Source organism: Flavobacterium selenitireducens, from assembly GCF_014748335.1.
Taxonomy (GTDB): domain Bacteria; phylum Bacteroidota; class Bacteroidia; order Flavobacteriales; family Flavobacteriaceae; genus Flavobacterium; species Flavobacterium selenitireducens.
This window is the reverse complement of the sequence record NZ_JAAVIY010000001.1, coordinates 242663-258114: the sequence shown is the minus strand read 5'-3', so window position 1 is coordinate 258114 and position 15452 is coordinate 242663. Positions and strand designations below refer to the sequence as shown.

Sequence of the window (15452 nt, the reverse complement as noted above, 5' to 3'; positions counted from 1 at the left end):
ATTTGCCAATTCGGAAATCCTTGACGAACAGGCCGCCTTTAGTTGCCGATCTTCATTTTTTTGAGTAAACCAGAAAGTAGAGAGGCTCCCTTTTCCTGGATGGCATCGCTTCGTTTGAACGCGAGGCTGGTAACACCTGTTTGCGCCAAAGTTCCTACGACTTTGCGGACCGTACTCGGTTTTTCACCAACGACAAGTTTTCTGGTAACGAATCCGGAAGCGAGTCCCAACAACCCTTTGACGACGCCGGTTCTTACGTCCGGAGCGGCGAACAAATCCTTGACGCCATCTTTGATCAACGTCATGGGATTGAGATTTTGTTTGGTCAGCGTCCACTGGTCACGCAATGCCTGGCCGTCGTCTGACTTTTGTTTTTCAAGCTCCAATATGGCTTGCTGTAAATCGTGATCGTTTCTAATTGGCTGCATGGTCTTTTTCCTTAAATATCTGGTTGACGATATAATTGTTGAACAACACCTCGAGCAGTCGTTTGCGCAAAACAACGCAAAGTATGGCCAGAACGGCGTAGAATCCGGCGACGGCAAAGAAGCCGTAATACATTTTGCCAAGTAACTCTCCAAGCCAAAGCGAGGCGCCAATCGAAAGTATGATCATAAGAAAAGTAAGGATGATCAGGATCACGACACCCGCCGCCACAGACGAGAACACATCGGTTACTTTGTCAATGGCTTTTAGGCGGTAGAGCTGGACATTGGTCTTTGCGAACGTCTCGGCCCGGTCCATGAGATCTTTGAGCATCGATACTTTTTCTTTCATTTTTGGTGTTTTAGGTTAATCGGTGTTACACAGTTGTGGTTACGTTGTCGGCAATCGCACGACCTTCCTCATAAAGGTTTTCACCCTTGCGTTCCATTCCGTCAAGTTTCGATGTGATCGAATCAATGGCGCCATTGTACTTGTTTTTAAGATCGCTGGCGTAGTCATTTCCCTTTTCCGCGATTTTCTTACGGATGTTGGCACCTTTGTCCGGAGCGAATAAGACACCGAGTGCGGCACCGATTGCCAAACCTGCGGCAGCTCCTAAAATTACTTTTCCTGTACTCATGATGTTTGGATTTTAATTGTTGTAATCATTTCTACAAAGTTGCATTTTCACCCGTCGGAATACGTTACAGGAATATTTGGTACTGTTATAAAATTCTCACAAACGTTGTCAACTGAGAGAAATCCGATTGGCATCAACTGACTATTTTTTTGCCTTTTTTTCGGCTTCTTTCTTCTTTTTCTCTGCCTCTTCCTTGCGTTTTTCCTCGGCTTCTTTGGCCTTTTCCTGAGCCTCCTCACGCGCCTTGGCTTCTTTTTCCGCCTTTTCTTTCTTCGCCTTCTCCTGTTTCTTGAAATAGCCTCTCAACAGGAAATTATGCTTGGCGGCCTCCATGTTTTGATCGAGTTTCTTCGTACTGGTCTTGAGGTTCACGATCGTGCGGTCGATGTTGTCGGCCATCGTGGTATCCCGTATGAGTCGACCCAGCGTGCCCTGTCCTTTATTGATATTCTCGAGCATTTCGCTGATCTGGCCGGTTGCGACCGCGGCATTGTCTGCCGTTACCGACAGGCTCTCGATGATGGCATCGGTTTCGGTCGGTTCCGAAGAAGCGATTACCTGGCCTTCCTTAATTTCCGGAGACGATACCGATCCGCTCGAAAGCACCACGACGCGATCGCCGATTATGCCTTCTGAACCTATCCCGGCCTGGGAATCTTTCTTGATGAACTTCTGTACGTCCTTCTTGATAAGCATGTCCACGCGAACCGTTGTATCGTTGACGATCCGGATATTGTCAACGGTTCCCACATTGATACCCGAAAAACGCACGGTGTTGCCAACCTGCAAACCGCTTACGTTGTTGAAGTGGGTGGTAAGCTGGAATACGGGATCGAACAGGTTTTTTTGCTTTCCGATAAAGAAAATGGCCAGGAAGAACAACAGTATTCCTACTGAAATAAAGAGTCCTAACCGTACTTTGAAATTATTGCTTTTCTCGTTCATGATTGTAGTTTTTTCTTTTGAAGTTGGCTTGGGCTATAAAAAAAGGAGGCGACGAATTCGTCTTCGTCTTCCTGGAATTGCTCGAGTGTGCCGTCTTTGTACACTTTCCCGTCCTTAAGCAACACAATGCGGTCGGCGACGGTTTTGGCGCATTCGATGTCGTGCGTAATGATGATCGAGGACGTTTTCAACTTGCGTTGCAATTCGAGTATGAGCTGGCTGATCTCGTCGGATGTAATGGGATCCAGGCCGGTCGTCGGCTCGTCATACAAAATGATCTGCGGATCGACGATTATCGTCCGCGCCAATCCGATCCGCTTGCGCATACCGCCTGAAAGCTCGGACGGCATTTTGTCGATGGCATCAGGAAGGCTCACGTTTTCGAGCGCCTGTCTGACCTTTTCGTCTATTTCGTCTTCCGACAGTTCTTTTTTGACGCGCCTCAACGGAAACTCAAGATTCTCGCGAACGGTCATCGAATCGTAAAGCGCCCCGCTCTGGAACAAGAATCCGATGTCCTTTCGGCTCTCGTCGAGTTCGGTTTTTTTCATTGTCGTGATTTCCTCTCCGAAGACTTTCACGCTGCCCGAGTCAGGTCGTAGCAATCCGACGATGCATTTTATCGTTACGGACTTTCCCGTGCCCGACTTTCCGAGCACGACCAGGTTTTCCTGCTTGTTCAAATCGAGGTCGAGGCCTTTCAAAATTTCGGTTCCGCCAAAACTGATGTGCATGTCGCGTATCTCCACGACTTTTTCCTGATGTTTCTCTTTCGCGCTCATCGTATCAAATCGGTTACCTGTACGGCCACAAGGTCGACAAGGATTACTAAAAAAGAGGCGGTCACTACCGCTGAGTTCGCCGCGATTCCCACGCTTTCTGTTCCGCGCCCGGCATTGAAGCCTTTATAGCATCCGACAAGTCCTATGACCATTCCGAAAAAGAACGATTTGATGACTGCCGGGATAAAGTCCATAAAACTTGTCGAGGCGAACGCCTGGTTGATGAAAAGCGTGAAACTGACCGAACCTTTGATATTGGCTCCTGCCCAGCTGCCCAGGATCCCGAGTGCATCGGCATACAAAGCCAACAATGGAATCATGAAGGTCGCAGCAAGGACGCGAGGAACGATCAGGTATTTGATCGGATTGGTAGAAGAGACTTCCATGGCGTCGATTTGTTCGGTAACGCGCATCGAACCCAATTCTGCTCCCATGCTCGAGCCGATTTTACCGGCACAGATCAACGCAGTGATGACAGGGCCCATTTCGCGTATGAGCGAAACCGCGACCATACCCGGCAGCATCGATTCTGCCCCAAAATCCACGAGTACCGGGCGCGACTGTATCGTAAGGACCAAACCGATGATAAGCCCGGTGACCGAAATCAATGTAAAGGATTTGTTGCCGATCTGGAAACATTGCTTCATCAGTTCCCGGAATTCAAAGCCGCGGGAAAATGTGTTTCGGAAAAAGCGGACGAGGAACAGCGACACGTCGGCTACGTTCACAAGAAACTTCCGCACGGAGGCGCCTTGTTCCATCGTGCTGTCGTGCATCTTGATCGAGCGTTTTTTCGCGTAGCTGCTGAAACTTTTGACGGCTTTCATAAATTAGTGGTGGTTTCGGTAAAAATCGGTTTTGCCTTTTTCGGGTCGGTTTCCATCGTCAATGTCGTTTCATTGTTGTCATGGCTGAATCGCGGCAGCCGCAGCCTGTGCCAACTATACGACTTGGGCAAATCGTCCCCGAACAGGTAGCCCCACGGTTCCAATGGTTTCAATCGGTCGAAGACGACTTTGAGGATCGCGATCAGCGGGATGGCCAGGAACATGCCTGAGATTCCGCCAAGTGCGCCTCCGATGATGATTCCGACGATGGAAATGAACGCATTTATCTCTACCTTGGAACTTACGATGAGCGGCACGAGCAAGTTGTTGTCTATCAGTTGTACTACGACATTTACGGTAATGACGCCAATCACGAGCGAAAAATCTGTGTTGGTAGTGATTGAGGCCACCACGGCAAGCACGCCGGCGATCGTGATCCCGATATACGGAATCAGGTTCAGCAAGCCGGTAAGGATACCCAAAAGGATGGCGTACTCAAGCCCGATGATCATGTAACCGGCTCCCGTGAGAACCGAAACGAGTACCATTTCGATCATCAGTCCGACGATGTAACTTTGCACCGAACCTTTTATCCGGACGAGAATGTCTTCGAGGACATCGCGCTTGTCGTTAGGGACCAACTTGGCCAAAAATCTCAGGAAATGGGTGCGATACAATAGAAATAGAAAGGTATAAACCGGAATCAGGATCAGGTTCAGGACGATGTCGCTGAACGACATCAGCGTGCTTCCCACAATGGATTTCCCGGTTTCCATGGAATCCTTCGTCGCGTCGTCTATCATTTTTTGCTGTTCGCCTTTGCTAAGGTTGAACGTATCGTGCAAATAGTTCTGGAGATTGGCAAGGTGAATCGTGCAATTGCGCTTGATCTTGTCCCAGTCGTTGACGATGTCGGCGATCTGGTACGACAACATAATAAAAATTCCGAGGATCAAAAGTGCCATCAATATGACTGCGGTAATGGAGGCGATTACGTGCGGAAATTTTAGCTTTGAATTGAGAAATCGCGATACAGGTCGCAACAAAATCGCGAACAGCATTGCGAGCAGCACCGGCATGATGATGTCCTGGGCGACGTAGGTAATGCCCAACAGCAGCGATAGGCTCAGCAGCGTGTAGGCGAGTTTGGCGTTAAATGGAAGTTGCGTAATGTTTGCCATGATATTTTTGGGTATTTGCAATGGTTTGCACAAATACGCAGATTTTACATGGCTAAATTGGAGAATTTAACAAGTGTATCCGTTATAATTTCCGGCACAAAGCTTACAGGATTTTCACAAGAGTTTAAGTTTTGTTTGAGACGAGCTGCCAATCAATCAACTGGTAACGAGGAAATAGAGATTGTTTTTTGGCGTCAATCAGTAAATTCCTGTGGCGCCCTCCAATTGCGGACGATACTGATTCCCTTCTGCAACAGCAGATTATTGGGATAGGTGATAAGTTCGCCTTCGCTGGTTTTTAGCAAAGTGTGAAACGTGCGGATGTCTTCGATTTCGGCTTCGATCGGAAAATCCTTATCGTGTATCCTGATGATATCCCCAATCTTGAACGGGAAACTGAACAACAATATGATTCCCGAAGTGATATTGCTCAGAATCGACCACTGCGCAAACAACGCCACACCAATGACGGTGATCACTGCTGACAGCGTCGTGATGATATAGTCCGTTTCGACGCCCCAGATCACAATGATCGCAATTAGGGAAATGACCGTCAACAACACGCTGATGTATTTGATTACGAGATTGGCGCGATGGTCGAGCACTTCGCTGATGATCGAATACTTGCGCACGGCCTTTGTACTGAAAAAGCGCACGAACATGACGGTCACCAACAGGATTATCGTACTGGTAATCTGTCGCGCGTATTGGTCGATAAATCCGAAATAGTCCATATCAATCGGCGAAACTGCTTAAGTGTTTGTAAAATTTCTCCGTCGGCAACCCGACGACATTCGTGTACGAACCTTCTATTTTTGAAATTACCGTCAGCCCGAGCCAATCCTGTATGCCGTAAGCGCCCGCCTTGTCGAAAGGTTTACAGGTTTCGAGATAATAATGGATGGCCTCGTCGCTCATAGGAGAAAATGTCACTTTGGTCACGTCGTGGAAAACTGTCGTCGCATCGATGGTTTTCAGGCAAACCGATGTGAACACCTCGTGCGTACTGCCGGACATCTTGCGCAACATTTTGACCGCATCGTCGTAATCTTTCGGCTTTCCGAGTGCGTGGCCGTCGTGCCAGACGATGGTGTCGCTCGTGACCAGGATTTCATTTTCGGAAAGTTCGCCCTCGAACGCCGTCGATTTGAGCACGGCGAGATAATCCGTAATCTCATGGGCTTTGAGCCAGGGCGGGTAGACTTCCTCGATTTCATTTATACGAATTTCGAAATCAAGGTTGAGATCGCGCAGGAATTGCTGTCGCCGAGGCGATCCTGAAGCGAGGACTATCTTTTTGTCGCGGAATTTAAGCATTGTATTTCATGTTGAAGGTAAGCACGGCAATGGAAAGAATGCCAAGGAAAAGTACAATTTTAAGCAACAGGCTCAGCGAGGAGAACTCTTTTTGCTTCTTTGCGGACCAGATCCGTATCGAAAAAAACACAAGCGGGCTGATCAGGAACACTAGTGCATACAACGTCGTGTAAGTCAATTGGAAGAGGTACTGATAAACGTACCACGAGAGCGTGACGAAAGCCATGACGCCCAGGACCGATGCGATTTTCGTCGTTCTGCCGATGCCCAAGGCGATGGGCAACGTGTTCATTCCCTGGTTGTAATCGCCATTCACATCCTCGAGATCCTTGACGATTTCGCGTATCAGGTTGACCAGGCAGGTAAAGATCGCATAATCGAGCAGGACGCCCATTATCGTAGCGACCATGCTTTTGTCATTGTAAAAAAGGGTAGGAACAAGGTCAAAAATCCCAACGACGAGAACACTGATTCCAGTGAGTAACGCGATCACGACATTTCCGACGAGAAGCATGCGTTTGAGGCTGTTCGCATATAAATACAACGTCATGGCCACCAGGATAAACACCATCGAAAAGTTCCAGCGTTCGATTTCGTACGAAAGGTAAAATCCCAATGCCACACCGGTAATGGTAAGCCCGAAGTAAAGATTGTACGCGCGCTCTTCCGAAATCCCGTTGCCCACGACCACGTCTCCGGGTTTGTTTTCAAGATCAGTCGCGATGTCGAGCACATTGTTGATCACGTAACCGCCGGCCGCTATCAATACGGTGGCGACTGCGAGTAAAACGGCCTGGAAGTCGGACATTGCCAATCCTATGCCTTGTTGTTTGAGAAAACCAAAATGGACGATGAGTTGCATCAGCGCAATCATCAAAAGGTTTTTGTATCGAATTAGTTTGAGGTAGTTCATTTTTAAGTGCAGAAGTGCTAAGTTTTACGTTCGGAAGTTTATTCGCCCAGTCCTAAATCCGACATCCATTTTCCCTGGACCCGCATGACCTGCTCGATTACGTCGCGAACCGCACCACGGCCGCCGTTTCGGTGGGATACATACTTGGATATCGATTTTATTTCAGGAGCCGCATCGACCGGGCAGGTAGGCAAGCCGACGCGCTGCATTACGTAATAATCTGGGATGTCGTCTCCCATATACAAGACCTCGTCGGCCAAGATCCCGTAAAGTTCGATGTAATCCGTGAACGTTTCCACCTTGTCGTGGGCGCCCAAATGAATGTCCGTCAGGCCGAGATCGCGCAAACGCATCCTGACGCCTTCATTCGTTCCCCGGGAAATCACGCAAACGCGGTAACCGGAGTCGATAGCGGCCTTCATGGCATATCCGTCGCGTATGTTCATCACGCGCAGCATTTCCCCACTCGCGGTAATATGTACGGAACCCTCGGTCAGCACGCCATCTACGTCGAAAATGAACGTCGTGATGCCGTTCATGAGTTCTTTATAGCTTTTTTCGCTCATTTTGTATTGAAGAAGTAATGATTTGGTAAAGATTTTTTTGGTGGATATCGGAAAGCAATTCCAGATGGGCGTCAATCGTATTTTGGTCGTCACGTATCGCAGGCCCGGTTTGGGCTTCTTCAGGCGAAAGGGTCTCGATCTTTTTCGCGGTCTCGGCAATCAACGGCTTCAGTATCGCGAACGGCATGTCGTGTTGCGCACAGATATCGCTCGCCAATTTGTACATATGGTTGGTGAAATTGCTTGCGAAAACGGCCGAAACGTGTAGCGCCCGCCTTTGTTCGAAACTTATCTTATAAATATCCCCGGACAATGCCGATGCGACTTTTTCCAGGATCTCGTAGTCAGCGGCAATTTCCGATTCGAGGCAAATCGGAACCGGACTGAAATCGATATCCTTGTTTTTGGAAAAGGTTTGTAGCGGATAAAAAACGCCTTTGCGATTGCGTCCGTCGAGAATTTCCATCGGAAGGCTGCCCGAGGTATGAACGACGAGTTTCCCTGAAAACGGCAACGTTTCGGACACACTTTCCACGGCCGCATCAGAAACTGCAACAATGTAGAGATCGGCATCCTTTAAGTCGTCGAACTTTGAAATCACGCGATCTGAAAATGGAAAAGGAGCAGCATTCCCGCTTCGGGAAAACACCTGCACGAGGTCGACAAGCGGACTCCGCTCGAAAGCGCTTGCCAAATGGCGGCCCACGTTCCCAAAACCGATGATGCAGATTTTAATCATGGCGCTAAGGTAGTAAAATCGCGGGTTTTGCTCAAGGCGAATAATCGATCGGAAGTAAATCGCCGGCGCGCAATTTCGATATTTCGCCCGTAAAAACGATGTCCATAGGCGAATCGGTGTTTCCAAAACTGTCAACGGTAAAGGCTCCTGTCCTGAAAATCACGCCCGATTGCCTTTGTTTGTCATATAATAGATTAAAATGCGCGTAAAATGTCTTCGGTTCCAGCGTAAGTCCGCTGTTTTCAATCGCCTCGCCGAGGACCTTGACGTGATACGATTCTTTGGCGTAAACCACCTCAAACCATTCGGAAGCGTCCGTCTTATAGCTTCCTTTAAACAGTTGGAACTTCTCTTTATCCCATTTTCCGTCGACCAGATTCCGGAAAAATTCGGTTTGGGAGCCGAAATAAGCATCGCGTCTTCGTTGGGCGAACCGGTCTTTTGTATCGGCCAATTCTTTAAATGCGGTCGTACCCGAGAACGCATTCGACATCACGTCCCCGCGGCTGACGCTCTTTCTCGAAAAAACCACGTAACATTCGATCAGGTTAAAGTCGATCTCGTATCCCAAATAGGGATTTTCGATTTTCAGCGGTGCGTCGGACGTGGCCAAAATGCGGTTTTGTTTGTAATCGTATCGGAGGTTAATATCGTCGGGATTCAGGATTTTGCACGACCGGCCGGCTTTTGATCTACCGAGGAATTCTTCGAGGAAAATCGCCAACATTTGCTTTCTCGTGAAACCGCCTTTTTGGATGACGACTTCGCGCAACATATCCGTTTTTGGCTTCAGATGGACTTCGAACCGGCGATTTTCCGACGGTACGGTGACGGTTTCGGTACCATATCCGATAAAGCTGAAAACCAGGACGGTATTGATGCGTTTGGGAATCTGGAGTTCGAAACTGCCGTCGTCCGAGGTAACGGTTCCCGTCGAGGTACCGTCGAGATAGACCGAAGCCCCGGGCAATGGCAACTTGTTTTCGTCGTAGACCTTTCCGGAAATGGTTTGGCCCGAAAGGTTGTAAACCGCCAACAGGCAAATCGCAATGTGGAGCAACTTTTTCAATTTGGGGAAACTTCTGTAGTTTTCGGAATATAGTTTTCGCCCGCATCGGAGCATAATTTTTCATCGACAACCGTATGGCAATTTTTGCAGACCCGTTCCAAGATGCGTTATTTGTACAATACTACTAAAATTAAGGCCGAAAACAAAAAAAGAGCGCAACCGGAAATTCGGCGCGCCCTAAAAAAAACTACCACAATAAATTCAAAACTGGAAGTAAATGAATGCGCTTCCGCTCTCCTGGGCCCAAACGATCATAAGGACGAGGAAAGACCAGGCCACGCCGAGTTTCCACCACGAAAGCCGGTACGCTTCATGGGTTAACTGGCGGTTGCGCATCATCCATTGCAAAAGCAGCATGCACGGGATCACGATAGCCACTTTGAGGATGGCCGTCGTGCTTAGCAGCATAAATCCTTCACTGCCGAAGAACCCGGCCATGGAAAGCAACAACATGCCCGCTTTCCCAAACGTATCGGCCCGGAAAAATACCCAGGTAATACAGATCAAAAGGAAAGTCAGCATGGCCAGCGAAAATCCTGTCAAGCCGGTTTTCCTGACCGGGGCAAGACCGTTCGCATTTCGTTTTTCCGAGATGAATTTTTCGGCCCATAAGTAAAATCCATGCAACCCGCCCCAAACGACGAACGTCCAGCTGGCGCCATGCCATAAACCGCCGAGCAGCATCGTGAGCATCAAGGCCATATACATGCGCACTTTCCCCTTGCGGTTACCGCCCAAGGGAATGTACAGATAGTCGCGCAACCAGGCCGAAAGCGTGATGTGCCATCTTTTCCAGAAATCAGAAAAGCCAATGGCCGCATACGGATTGTTGAAATTCTGCGGAAGCGAGAATCCGAGGCACATCGCCACGCCGATGGCGCAAGTGGAATATCCGGCGAAATCCATAAAAATCTGACCCGAAAAAGCCAGTACGCCTGTCCAGGAATCCAGGGCCGCCAACGGCATGGGAGCGTTAAAGACGGCGTCTGCCGTGCTGGCCAAAAGGCTGTCGGCGACGACCACTTTCATGAACAATCCTACAGACAGCAGCAGCAGTCCGTCAAGGAATTGTTTGGTCGTGGCCAGTTTAGGATGCTCGAACTGAGGCACCAATTGAGGCGGTCTGACGATTGGCCCGGCGACGAGATGAGGGAAAAAGGTCACGAACAACGAAAAATCAAGCAAGGATTTCACGGGTTGGCTTTCCTTTTTGTACATATCTATCGTGTAGCACAACGTCGTAAAGGTGTAGAACGAGATTCCGGCAGGAAGGATGATTCCGGGATCCGCAGGATGGTAATCCATCCCGAACAGATTGACCAAAGCGACGAAATTCTCGAGCAGGAATTCCCCGTACTTGAAAAAACAGAGCATTCCCAGATTTCCGATGAGGCTCACGACCAGCAGCACCTTTTTGCGCGTTTTGTTTTCCTCGTGATACAGTTTGCGCCCGACAAAGAAATCGATCACGGTCGATAGCCATAACAAAAGGATGAACGGAGGGTTCCAGGCGGCATAAAACACGTAGCTGCCCAGCAACAGGTTAATTTTCTTGGTTTTCCAAGTGAATGGAAGATAATGCAACACGAGCATTATCGCGAAGAATACGATGAAGGTGTATGAATTGAATACCATGTCCTAAAGATTTGTCAACAGACGTTTTTGGCCAGGAATCCATTGCATTTGCTGCAAAACGGAGGCCAGGCCGATTGTATATTTTTTTGCATCGGATTGGTCGAGATGGGAAAATTCCGGGCAGGGCAGGTTCGACATCGAGGCGTGATCCTGAAAATGCACGCCTTGGCAGCCTGTCATCCGAAGCAGTTTGTCCCAATAGCGCGCTCTTGGAAATCCCATCGTCTCACCTTGAAGAAACGGACCTGAAGACGGCGTCCTTACAAACACTACTTTCCCGCCACGGGCTTTGATCCTGTCGGTCGATTTTTTGACATTTCGCACGATGGCGTCTATTTGCGCGTCGGTAAGCGGAGGGCCCATTTTGGCTTTCAGCATTCCTGCCCAAATGCCGCGCACCACGTTGACCTGGCTGGTGTCGTGGGCGAAACGATCGGTCATGCACGTTTGGCGGTCGAATTGCGTCATGGCGAATTCCTCGGGAAAAATCGGCGGACCGAAGACACCCGGACGATTGGGGATGAACAGCCGGTCGATGCGGGCGTTCATAGAAAAATTGTCCTTGTCAAGGAAAACCAGTTGGGATTCCACCAATCGATTGATTTCAAAACTCGCTTGCTGGGCCAACGTACGTTCGTGGAAATAGGTGATTCCTGCCGCGGGTTTCTCGAACATGAACGGCAAATCGGAAAAGAACAACGGTTCGGTCACGTCAACAACGACATTTCCCTTAAAATGTTCATCATTGGCCAGATCTTCGAGCATGGGAATTGGGTTGCTCCCGACATGGGCCAATTGCACGGCGCGCATGCCGGTTTGCGCTTCCCAGGTCGGGATGTCAAGGTCGTACTTGATTCGGGATGAACCTACGAAAACCACCGAATGTTGCTGGTCCTCCAAGGCGTCTTTGCGGCTGTTGGCCCAGAGCGCCGGATTGTCGTCATAACTGATCGGCATTCCTTTTACGCGCAACGCGGTTTCGTAACCGATGACCGTTGCCAATACGATTACGGCCATGAGTACCGCCGATTTTGCGATTGTTTTTTCTGTCATGATTTTAGATTGTGATTGATTATAGGCGCAAGCTCGCGGCCTGCACTCAACCGAAGTTGCGCCGGAAAAATGCGTTGCCGTGACAACGCGGAATGTTCGTTTTTGGAATTATTCCCTGATAATTTTGCGTGCGAGCACTTGCTTGCCATCGGCATCACTCAGGGTAAGAAAATATAAGCCGGAAGTTTGGTTGTCCAAATGTAAGGCAAAAGCATCTCCGGATTGCAAAACAACCTCATTTTCAACCACTTTTTTTCCCAAAGCATCATAAATGGCGATCTTCGCGCGGTCAAAATTGGTGTCGCTCGTAAGGTTGATCGCCCCGGCAGTCGGGTTTGGCCAAAGGGCGAACGTAGGTCGGGACGGATCGCCTGTGCCTAACGTGGTATTTTTTACGACGCCGAGAGAATTTTCCTCTAAAACCGTCTGCAACAGCGGAAAGAACGGTTGGACATTGAACCAATTGTAATTCGTTTGTCCATTCTTGACGACTTTTTGGCGGATCACATCGGTATAGGTTCCCGTGGGCAAAACAAGCGTGCCATATGCATCGTAAGTATACGTCGCCGAGGTCGCGATCTCATCGTCTGTCGATTGGAACGTGTCGGTAAACACCGTTCCAAACGTGTACGGAAATTGCGCCCAAACCATAGGGTCTGGCGTGTAATTCCAGCCCAGGTCCGTGTTGTAGCCCATTGAGAGGATTTCATATTTGGCGGCCGTTATGTTGTGGTAATAATAACGGGTTCCACCCATTCCGTCATAGCGGTAAGCGTAATTGGCCGTAGGAAAGGTGGCGGCAAACGGCGAACCTGAGACAGGAATCGAAGTGTCGGTTCCGAGTAGCGTGAGGTCGAGGCTGGAGAAATCCCAGGTTTGATTGGCGCCGGCCGGACCAGGCGTGAATCCGTCGGCATTCGTCCAGTAGAATTCTCCTGAGAAGTTAAAATCAACATTGGTTGACGTCACTTGAGGTTGTGCAAGAGCACACAAGGGCAACAGTGCGAACAAAGTCGCGATTCGATTAACTTTTTTCATTGTGATTGATTTTTTGATTGTGCCGAAGTTGGATCGAACTTTGGCTGATGATTGAATCGCCTGATTAGGACGTGATGATGGGGCGGAGTTTTTTTCTTTTACACCATAGGCAGTTGATTTTGAGTTTACAGACTTTCGCGGTTGCGGTTTGTTACACGCTTTCTGTGTTTTCGGACGCCCGTGATTTTCAAATGTCAGCCTGGAAAAGAATGGCAGGGAAAAGCGAGACGGTACGTGCGGTTTGCATTTCAGCTCTTGTTGTACAACTTGTTGACTGCTTCCACCTTATTCTGCACTTGAAGTTTGGTGTAGATGCTGTTCAAATGGCGTTTTACGGTGCTTATGGAGATGTTGAGCTTCTCGGCGATTTCCTTGTACAAAAATCCTTTGCTCAACAGCTCCAGCACCTCTTGTTCGCGTTTTGATAATATGTCGTTCACGTCGTTCTCAACAGGGGCGGAGTTGAACGTGGTAAGTACTTTTCTTGCGATCTTCGGCGACATGGGGCTGCCACCTTCGTAAAGTTCCACAAGCGATTCGATGATTTTCGCCGGAGCCGTGTTCTTGAGGATGTAGCCGCTCGAACCCGCTTTCAAAGCCTCGAAAACCTGGTCGTTGTCTTCGTAGATCGTAAAGATCATGAACTGCATTTGAGGAAATTGTGGCTTTACCTCACGGACGCAGTCAATTCCGCTTTTTGCCGGCAGGTTGATGTCGGTCAGGACGACATCGGGTTGGAACAGCGGCAGTTCCGCTATGGCTTCTTCTGCCGTCACAAAGCTTTTTTGCAATTCAAAGCGTTTATCAGCGAGAATGATCGATTGCAATCCGTCGCGGATGTCGGCAATATCTTCTATGAGACAAATCTTGATCATGCTTTCGAATCGTGCGGTGCAAAGGAAGTGTCGTTTTTTGACGCAGGCAATGGTACAAAAGGTTCATTTTCAGTCGGAAAGCCTAACGGAATGTTAAAAATTGTCGTAATGCCGTTATCCTCAACCATATCCAAGCTTCCGCAAATCAATTCCATCCGCTCGCGCATGTTCCGAATACCGTTTCCGTGAAGCGGATTTTTACAGGCCTCGACAGGAAATCCTGTGCCATTGTCTTTGATCGCGATCGAGAAACTGGAATCCAGTTCCATTTTAATGAGCACTTTCCCGGCATTCGCATGCTTGACGATGTTGTGCAGTGCTTCCTTGACACAAAGAAACAGGTGACGGCGCCGTTTTCCGTCTATCGTGATGTTCCGGAAATCGTCGGGAAGGGAAACGCTGATATCGATCCCGTTCGATTCGAGATAGTCGACCGCATACGATTTGATGTACGTCGCGAGATCCTCGAGTGTATTGTTTTCGTCCTTCATTACCCAAATCAATTCGCTCATGTTTCCGATCAGTTCCGAAGCGGTCTTTTGTATTTTTTCAAGGTGGTCGTCGGACGCTTTGCCATGCATGGCCATCTGGCTCAAATAGGTGATTTTGGTCAGTCCGCTGCCGAGATCGTCGTGCATGTCCGCAGCGATGCGCCTTCTCTCGTTTTCCAGTTCGGTTTGTTTGTCGAGTATGAGTTTTTGCAGCGCAATGAACTTGTTGGCCTCCTCGAGCAACGTCGAATTGAGGCTTTCCCACTGAAGCTTGTTCCGGTAACCGATCGCGAGCGAAAAAAAGATGATGTCGAGAAAACTCCCGATCATCAGCCATTCAAGCGGCCAAATCACCCAATCAGGGTCGCTGAAAAGGTTCGTCACAAAACTGGTCAACCCGCAAACGAGATAGATCGTGCATCCGTAAAGAATGATCAGCTGGAACTTGATCTCGCGCAACTTATAGCTTTGGTAAAGCATGATGCCGGTCACGCCGAATATAAACAGGCGGATCGCGATGAACGGCAGCGTGTAGTCTTCAAAATCCGTGAAAAGCTTGCAACTGGTGTACGCCAGGGCATAAATCAGCAAAAAGGCAGGGGTGATGTTCCAATAGCGAAACAGGAATTTGTCGTTTTTCTTTGACGATCCGACGGCTTCCACAATAAAATTAAAGTAGGAGACCAAATAGATGATTTGGATGGCCTCGCGGAAATTCTGAAGTATGAAATCTTCGAGCGACCCGAAAAAATGCCGTATCAAACCCGTCTTGACGAACAGGAAGACGCTCGTAAAAAAAAGATAGGTCAAATAATGGACAAGCAACCTATCCTTGTTGAAAGCATAAAGCACGATATGGTAAATGAAGGCCAGGACGGTAGCGCCCAGGATAAAGAGGCTCATGACCAATTCTATCTCTACGTTGTGCATAATGCTGATGCTGGTCGGCTAAATT

At 48.7% G+C, this 15452-nt stretch carries 18 protein-coding genes; all 18 read right to left on the bottom strand.

The window, feature by feature from the left end; genetic code table 11:
* Positions 1 to 38 precede the first annotated feature (38 nt).
* On the bottom strand, positions 39 to 428 hold the full coding sequence (locus HC229_RS01175; protein WP_191018604.1) for a hypothetical protein: 390 nt from the start codon (positions 426 to 428) through the stop codon (positions 39 to 41).
* The gene (locus HC229_RS01170) at positions 415 to 777 is read right to left on the bottom strand and encodes a hypothetical protein (RefSeq protein ID WP_191018603.1); all 363 of its coding nucleotides are present in this window, start codon (positions 775 to 777) and stop codon (positions 415 to 417) included. Before HC229_RS01170 ends, HC229_RS01175 begins: the two co-directional genes overlap by 14 nt.
* Before the next feature lie 25 nt (positions 778 to 802).
* The gene (locus tag HC229_RS01165) at positions 803 to 1066 is read right to left on the bottom strand and encodes a YtxH domain-containing protein (RefSeq protein ID WP_191018602.1); all 264 of its coding nucleotides are present in this window, start codon (positions 1064 to 1066) and stop codon (positions 803 to 805) included.
* Between the two features lie 141 nt (positions 1067 to 1207).
* Positions 1208 to 2011, bottom strand: coding sequence for an MlaD family protein (locus tag HC229_RS01160; RefSeq protein WP_191018601.1), 804 nt, complete (start codon positions 2009 to 2011; stop codon positions 1208 to 1210).
* Positions 2008 to 2793, bottom strand: coding sequence for an ABC transporter ATP-binding protein (locus HC229_RS01155; protein WP_191018600.1), 786 nt, complete (start codon positions 2791 to 2793; stop codon positions 2008 to 2010). The genes HC229_RS01160 and HC229_RS01155 overlap by 4 nt, the downstream gene beginning before the upstream one ends.
* A complete protein-coding gene (locus HC229_RS01150; RefSeq protein ID WP_191019073.1) occupies positions 2790 to 3554 on the bottom strand; it encodes an MlaE family ABC transporter permease in 765 nt (254 codons plus the stop codon). Before HC229_RS01150 ends, HC229_RS01155 begins: the two co-directional genes overlap by 4 nt.
* Positions 3555 to 3616: 62 nt before the next feature.
* On the bottom strand, positions 3617 to 4801 hold the full coding sequence (locus HC229_RS01145; RefSeq protein ID WP_191018599.1) for an AI-2E family transporter: 1185 nt from the start codon (positions 4799 to 4801) through the stop codon (positions 3617 to 3619).
* A gap of 194 nt (positions 4802 to 4995) precedes the next feature.
* The gene (locus HC229_RS01140; protein WP_191018598.1) at positions 4996 to 5535 is read right to left on the bottom strand and encodes a mechanosensitive ion channel domain-containing protein; all 540 of its coding nucleotides are present in this window, start codon (positions 5533 to 5535) and stop codon (positions 4996 to 4998) included.
* Between the two features lies 1 nt (position 5536).
* The gene (locus HC229_RS01135; protein WP_191018597.1) at positions 5537 to 6118 is read right to left on the bottom strand and encodes a Maf family nucleotide pyrophosphatase; all 582 of its coding nucleotides are present in this window, start codon (positions 6116 to 6118) and stop codon (positions 5537 to 5539) included.
* Positions 6111 to 7031 (bottom strand): geranylgeranylglycerol-phosphate geranylgeranyltransferase, encoded by a 921-nt coding sequence (locus HC229_RS01130; RefSeq protein WP_191018596.1) that lies wholly within the window; start codon positions 7029 to 7031, stop codon positions 6111 to 6113. The genes HC229_RS01135 and HC229_RS01130 overlap by 8 nt, the downstream gene beginning before the upstream one ends.
* 38 nt (positions 7032 to 7069) lie before the next feature.
* Positions 7070 to 7597, bottom strand: a complete 528-nt coding sequence (locus HC229_RS01125; protein WP_223845484.1) for a KdsC family phosphatase — start codon at positions 7595 to 7597, stop codon at positions 7070 to 7072.
* Positions 7578 to 8336: a Rossmann-like and DUF2520 domain-containing protein gene (locus HC229_RS01120; RefSeq protein ID WP_191018595.1), complete on the bottom strand. Its 759-nt coding sequence runs from the start codon at positions 8334 to 8336 to the stop codon at positions 7578 to 7580. The genes HC229_RS01125 and HC229_RS01120 overlap by 20 nt, the downstream gene beginning before the upstream one ends.
* 31 nt (positions 8337 to 8367) lie before the next feature.
* Positions 8368 to 9405 carry a carboxypeptidase-like regulatory domain-containing protein gene (locus HC229_RS01115; RefSeq protein ID WP_191018594.1) on the bottom strand — a complete coding sequence of 346 codons (1038 nt, stop codon included), beginning with the start codon at positions 9403 to 9405 and terminating at the stop codon, positions 8368 to 8370.
* Positions 9406 to 9606: 201 nt separating this feature from the next.
* Positions 9607 to 11040, bottom strand: a complete 1434-nt coding sequence (locus tag HC229_RS01110) for an MBOAT family O-acyltransferase (protein WP_191018593.1) — start codon at positions 11038 to 11040, stop codon at positions 9607 to 9609.
* Between the two features lie 3 nt (positions 11041 to 11043).
* Positions 11044 to 12093, bottom strand: a complete 1050-nt coding sequence (locus HC229_RS01105) for a hypothetical protein (RefSeq protein ID WP_191018592.1) — start codon at positions 12091 to 12093, stop codon at positions 11044 to 11046.
* Positions 12094 to 12201: 108 nt separating this feature from the next.
* Positions 12202 to 13131, bottom strand: coding sequence for a T9SS type A sorting domain-containing protein (locus HC229_RS01100; protein WP_191018591.1), 930 nt, complete (start codon positions 13129 to 13131; stop codon positions 12202 to 12204).
* 248 nt (positions 13132 to 13379) lie between these two features.
* A complete protein-coding gene (locus HC229_RS01095) occupies positions 13380 to 14006 on the bottom strand; it encodes a response regulator transcription factor (protein WP_191018590.1) in 627 nt (208 codons plus the stop codon).
* Entirely contained in the window at positions 14003 to 15427 is a 1425-nt protein-coding gene (locus HC229_RS01090) for a sensor histidine kinase (RefSeq protein ID WP_191018589.1), read from the bottom strand. The genes HC229_RS01095 and HC229_RS01090 overlap by 4 nt, the downstream gene beginning before the upstream one ends.
* Positions 15428 to 15452: the final 25 nt, after the last annotated feature.

Bases quoted from the DNA above. Each gene is read 5' to 3' on its own strand.
- HC229_RS01175 (WP_191018604.1), bottom strand. From the start codon at position 428: ATGCAGCCAATTAGAAACGATCACGATTTACAGCAAGCCATATTGGAG.
- HC229_RS01110 (WP_191018593.1), bottom strand. From the start codon at position 11,040: ATGGTATTCAATTCATACACCTTCATCGTATTCTTCGCGATAATGCTC.
- HC229_RS01125 (WP_223845484.1), bottom strand. From the start codon at position 7,597: ATGAGCGAAAAAAGCTATAAAGAACTCATGAACGGCATCACGACGTTC.
- HC229_RS01090 (WP_191018589.1), bottom strand. From the start codon at position 15,427: ATGCACAACGTAGAGATAGAATTGGTCATGAGCCTCTTTATCCTGGGC.
- HC229_RS01170 (WP_191018603.1), bottom strand. From the start codon at position 777: ATGAAAGAAAAAGTATCGATGCTCAAAGATCTCATGGACCGGGCCGAG.
- HC229_RS01095 (WP_191018590.1), bottom strand. From the start codon at position 14,006: ATGATCAAGATTTGTCTCATAGAAGATATTGCCGACATCCGCGACGGA.
- HC229_RS01130 (WP_191018596.1), bottom strand. From the start codon at position 7,031: ATGAACTACCTCAAACTAATTCGATACAAAAACCTTTTGATGATTGCG.
- HC229_RS01160 (WP_191018601.1), bottom strand. From the start codon at position 2,011: ATGAACGAGAAAAGCAATAATTTCAAAGTACGGTTAGGACTCTTTATT.
- HC229_RS01135 (WP_191018597.1), bottom strand. From the start codon at position 6,118: ATGCTTAAATTCCGCGACAAAAAGATAGTCCTCGCTTCAGGATCGCCT.
- HC229_RS01165 (WP_191018602.1), bottom strand. From the start codon at position 1,066: ATGAGTACAGGAAAAGTAATTTTAGGAGCTGCCGCAGGTTTGGCAATC.
- HC229_RS01140 (WP_191018598.1), bottom strand. From the start codon at position 5,535: ATGGACTATTTCGGATTTATCGACCAATACGCGCGACAGATTACCAGT.
- HC229_RS01155 (WP_191018600.1), bottom strand. From the start codon at position 2,793: ATGAGCGCGAAAGAGAAACATCAGGAAAAAGTCGTGGAGATACGCGAC.
- HC229_RS01105 (WP_191018592.1), bottom strand. From the start codon at position 12,093: ATGACAGAAAAAACAATCGCAAAATCGGCGGTACTCATGGCCGTAATC.
- HC229_RS01120 (WP_191018595.1), bottom strand. From the start codon at position 8,336: ATGATTAAAATCTGCATCATCGGTTTTGGGAACGTGGGCCGCCATTTG.
- HC229_RS01100 (WP_191018591.1), bottom strand. From the start codon at position 13,131: ATGAAAAAAGTTAATCGAATCGCGACTTTGTTCGCACTGTTGCCCTTG.
- HC229_RS01150 (WP_191019073.1), bottom strand. From the start codon at position 3,554: ATGGAACAAGGCGCCTCCGTGCGGAAGTTTCTTGTGAACGTAGCCGAC.
- HC229_RS01145 (WP_191018599.1), bottom strand. From the start codon at position 4,801: ATGGCAAACATTACGCAACTTCCATTTAACGCCAAACTCGCCTACACG.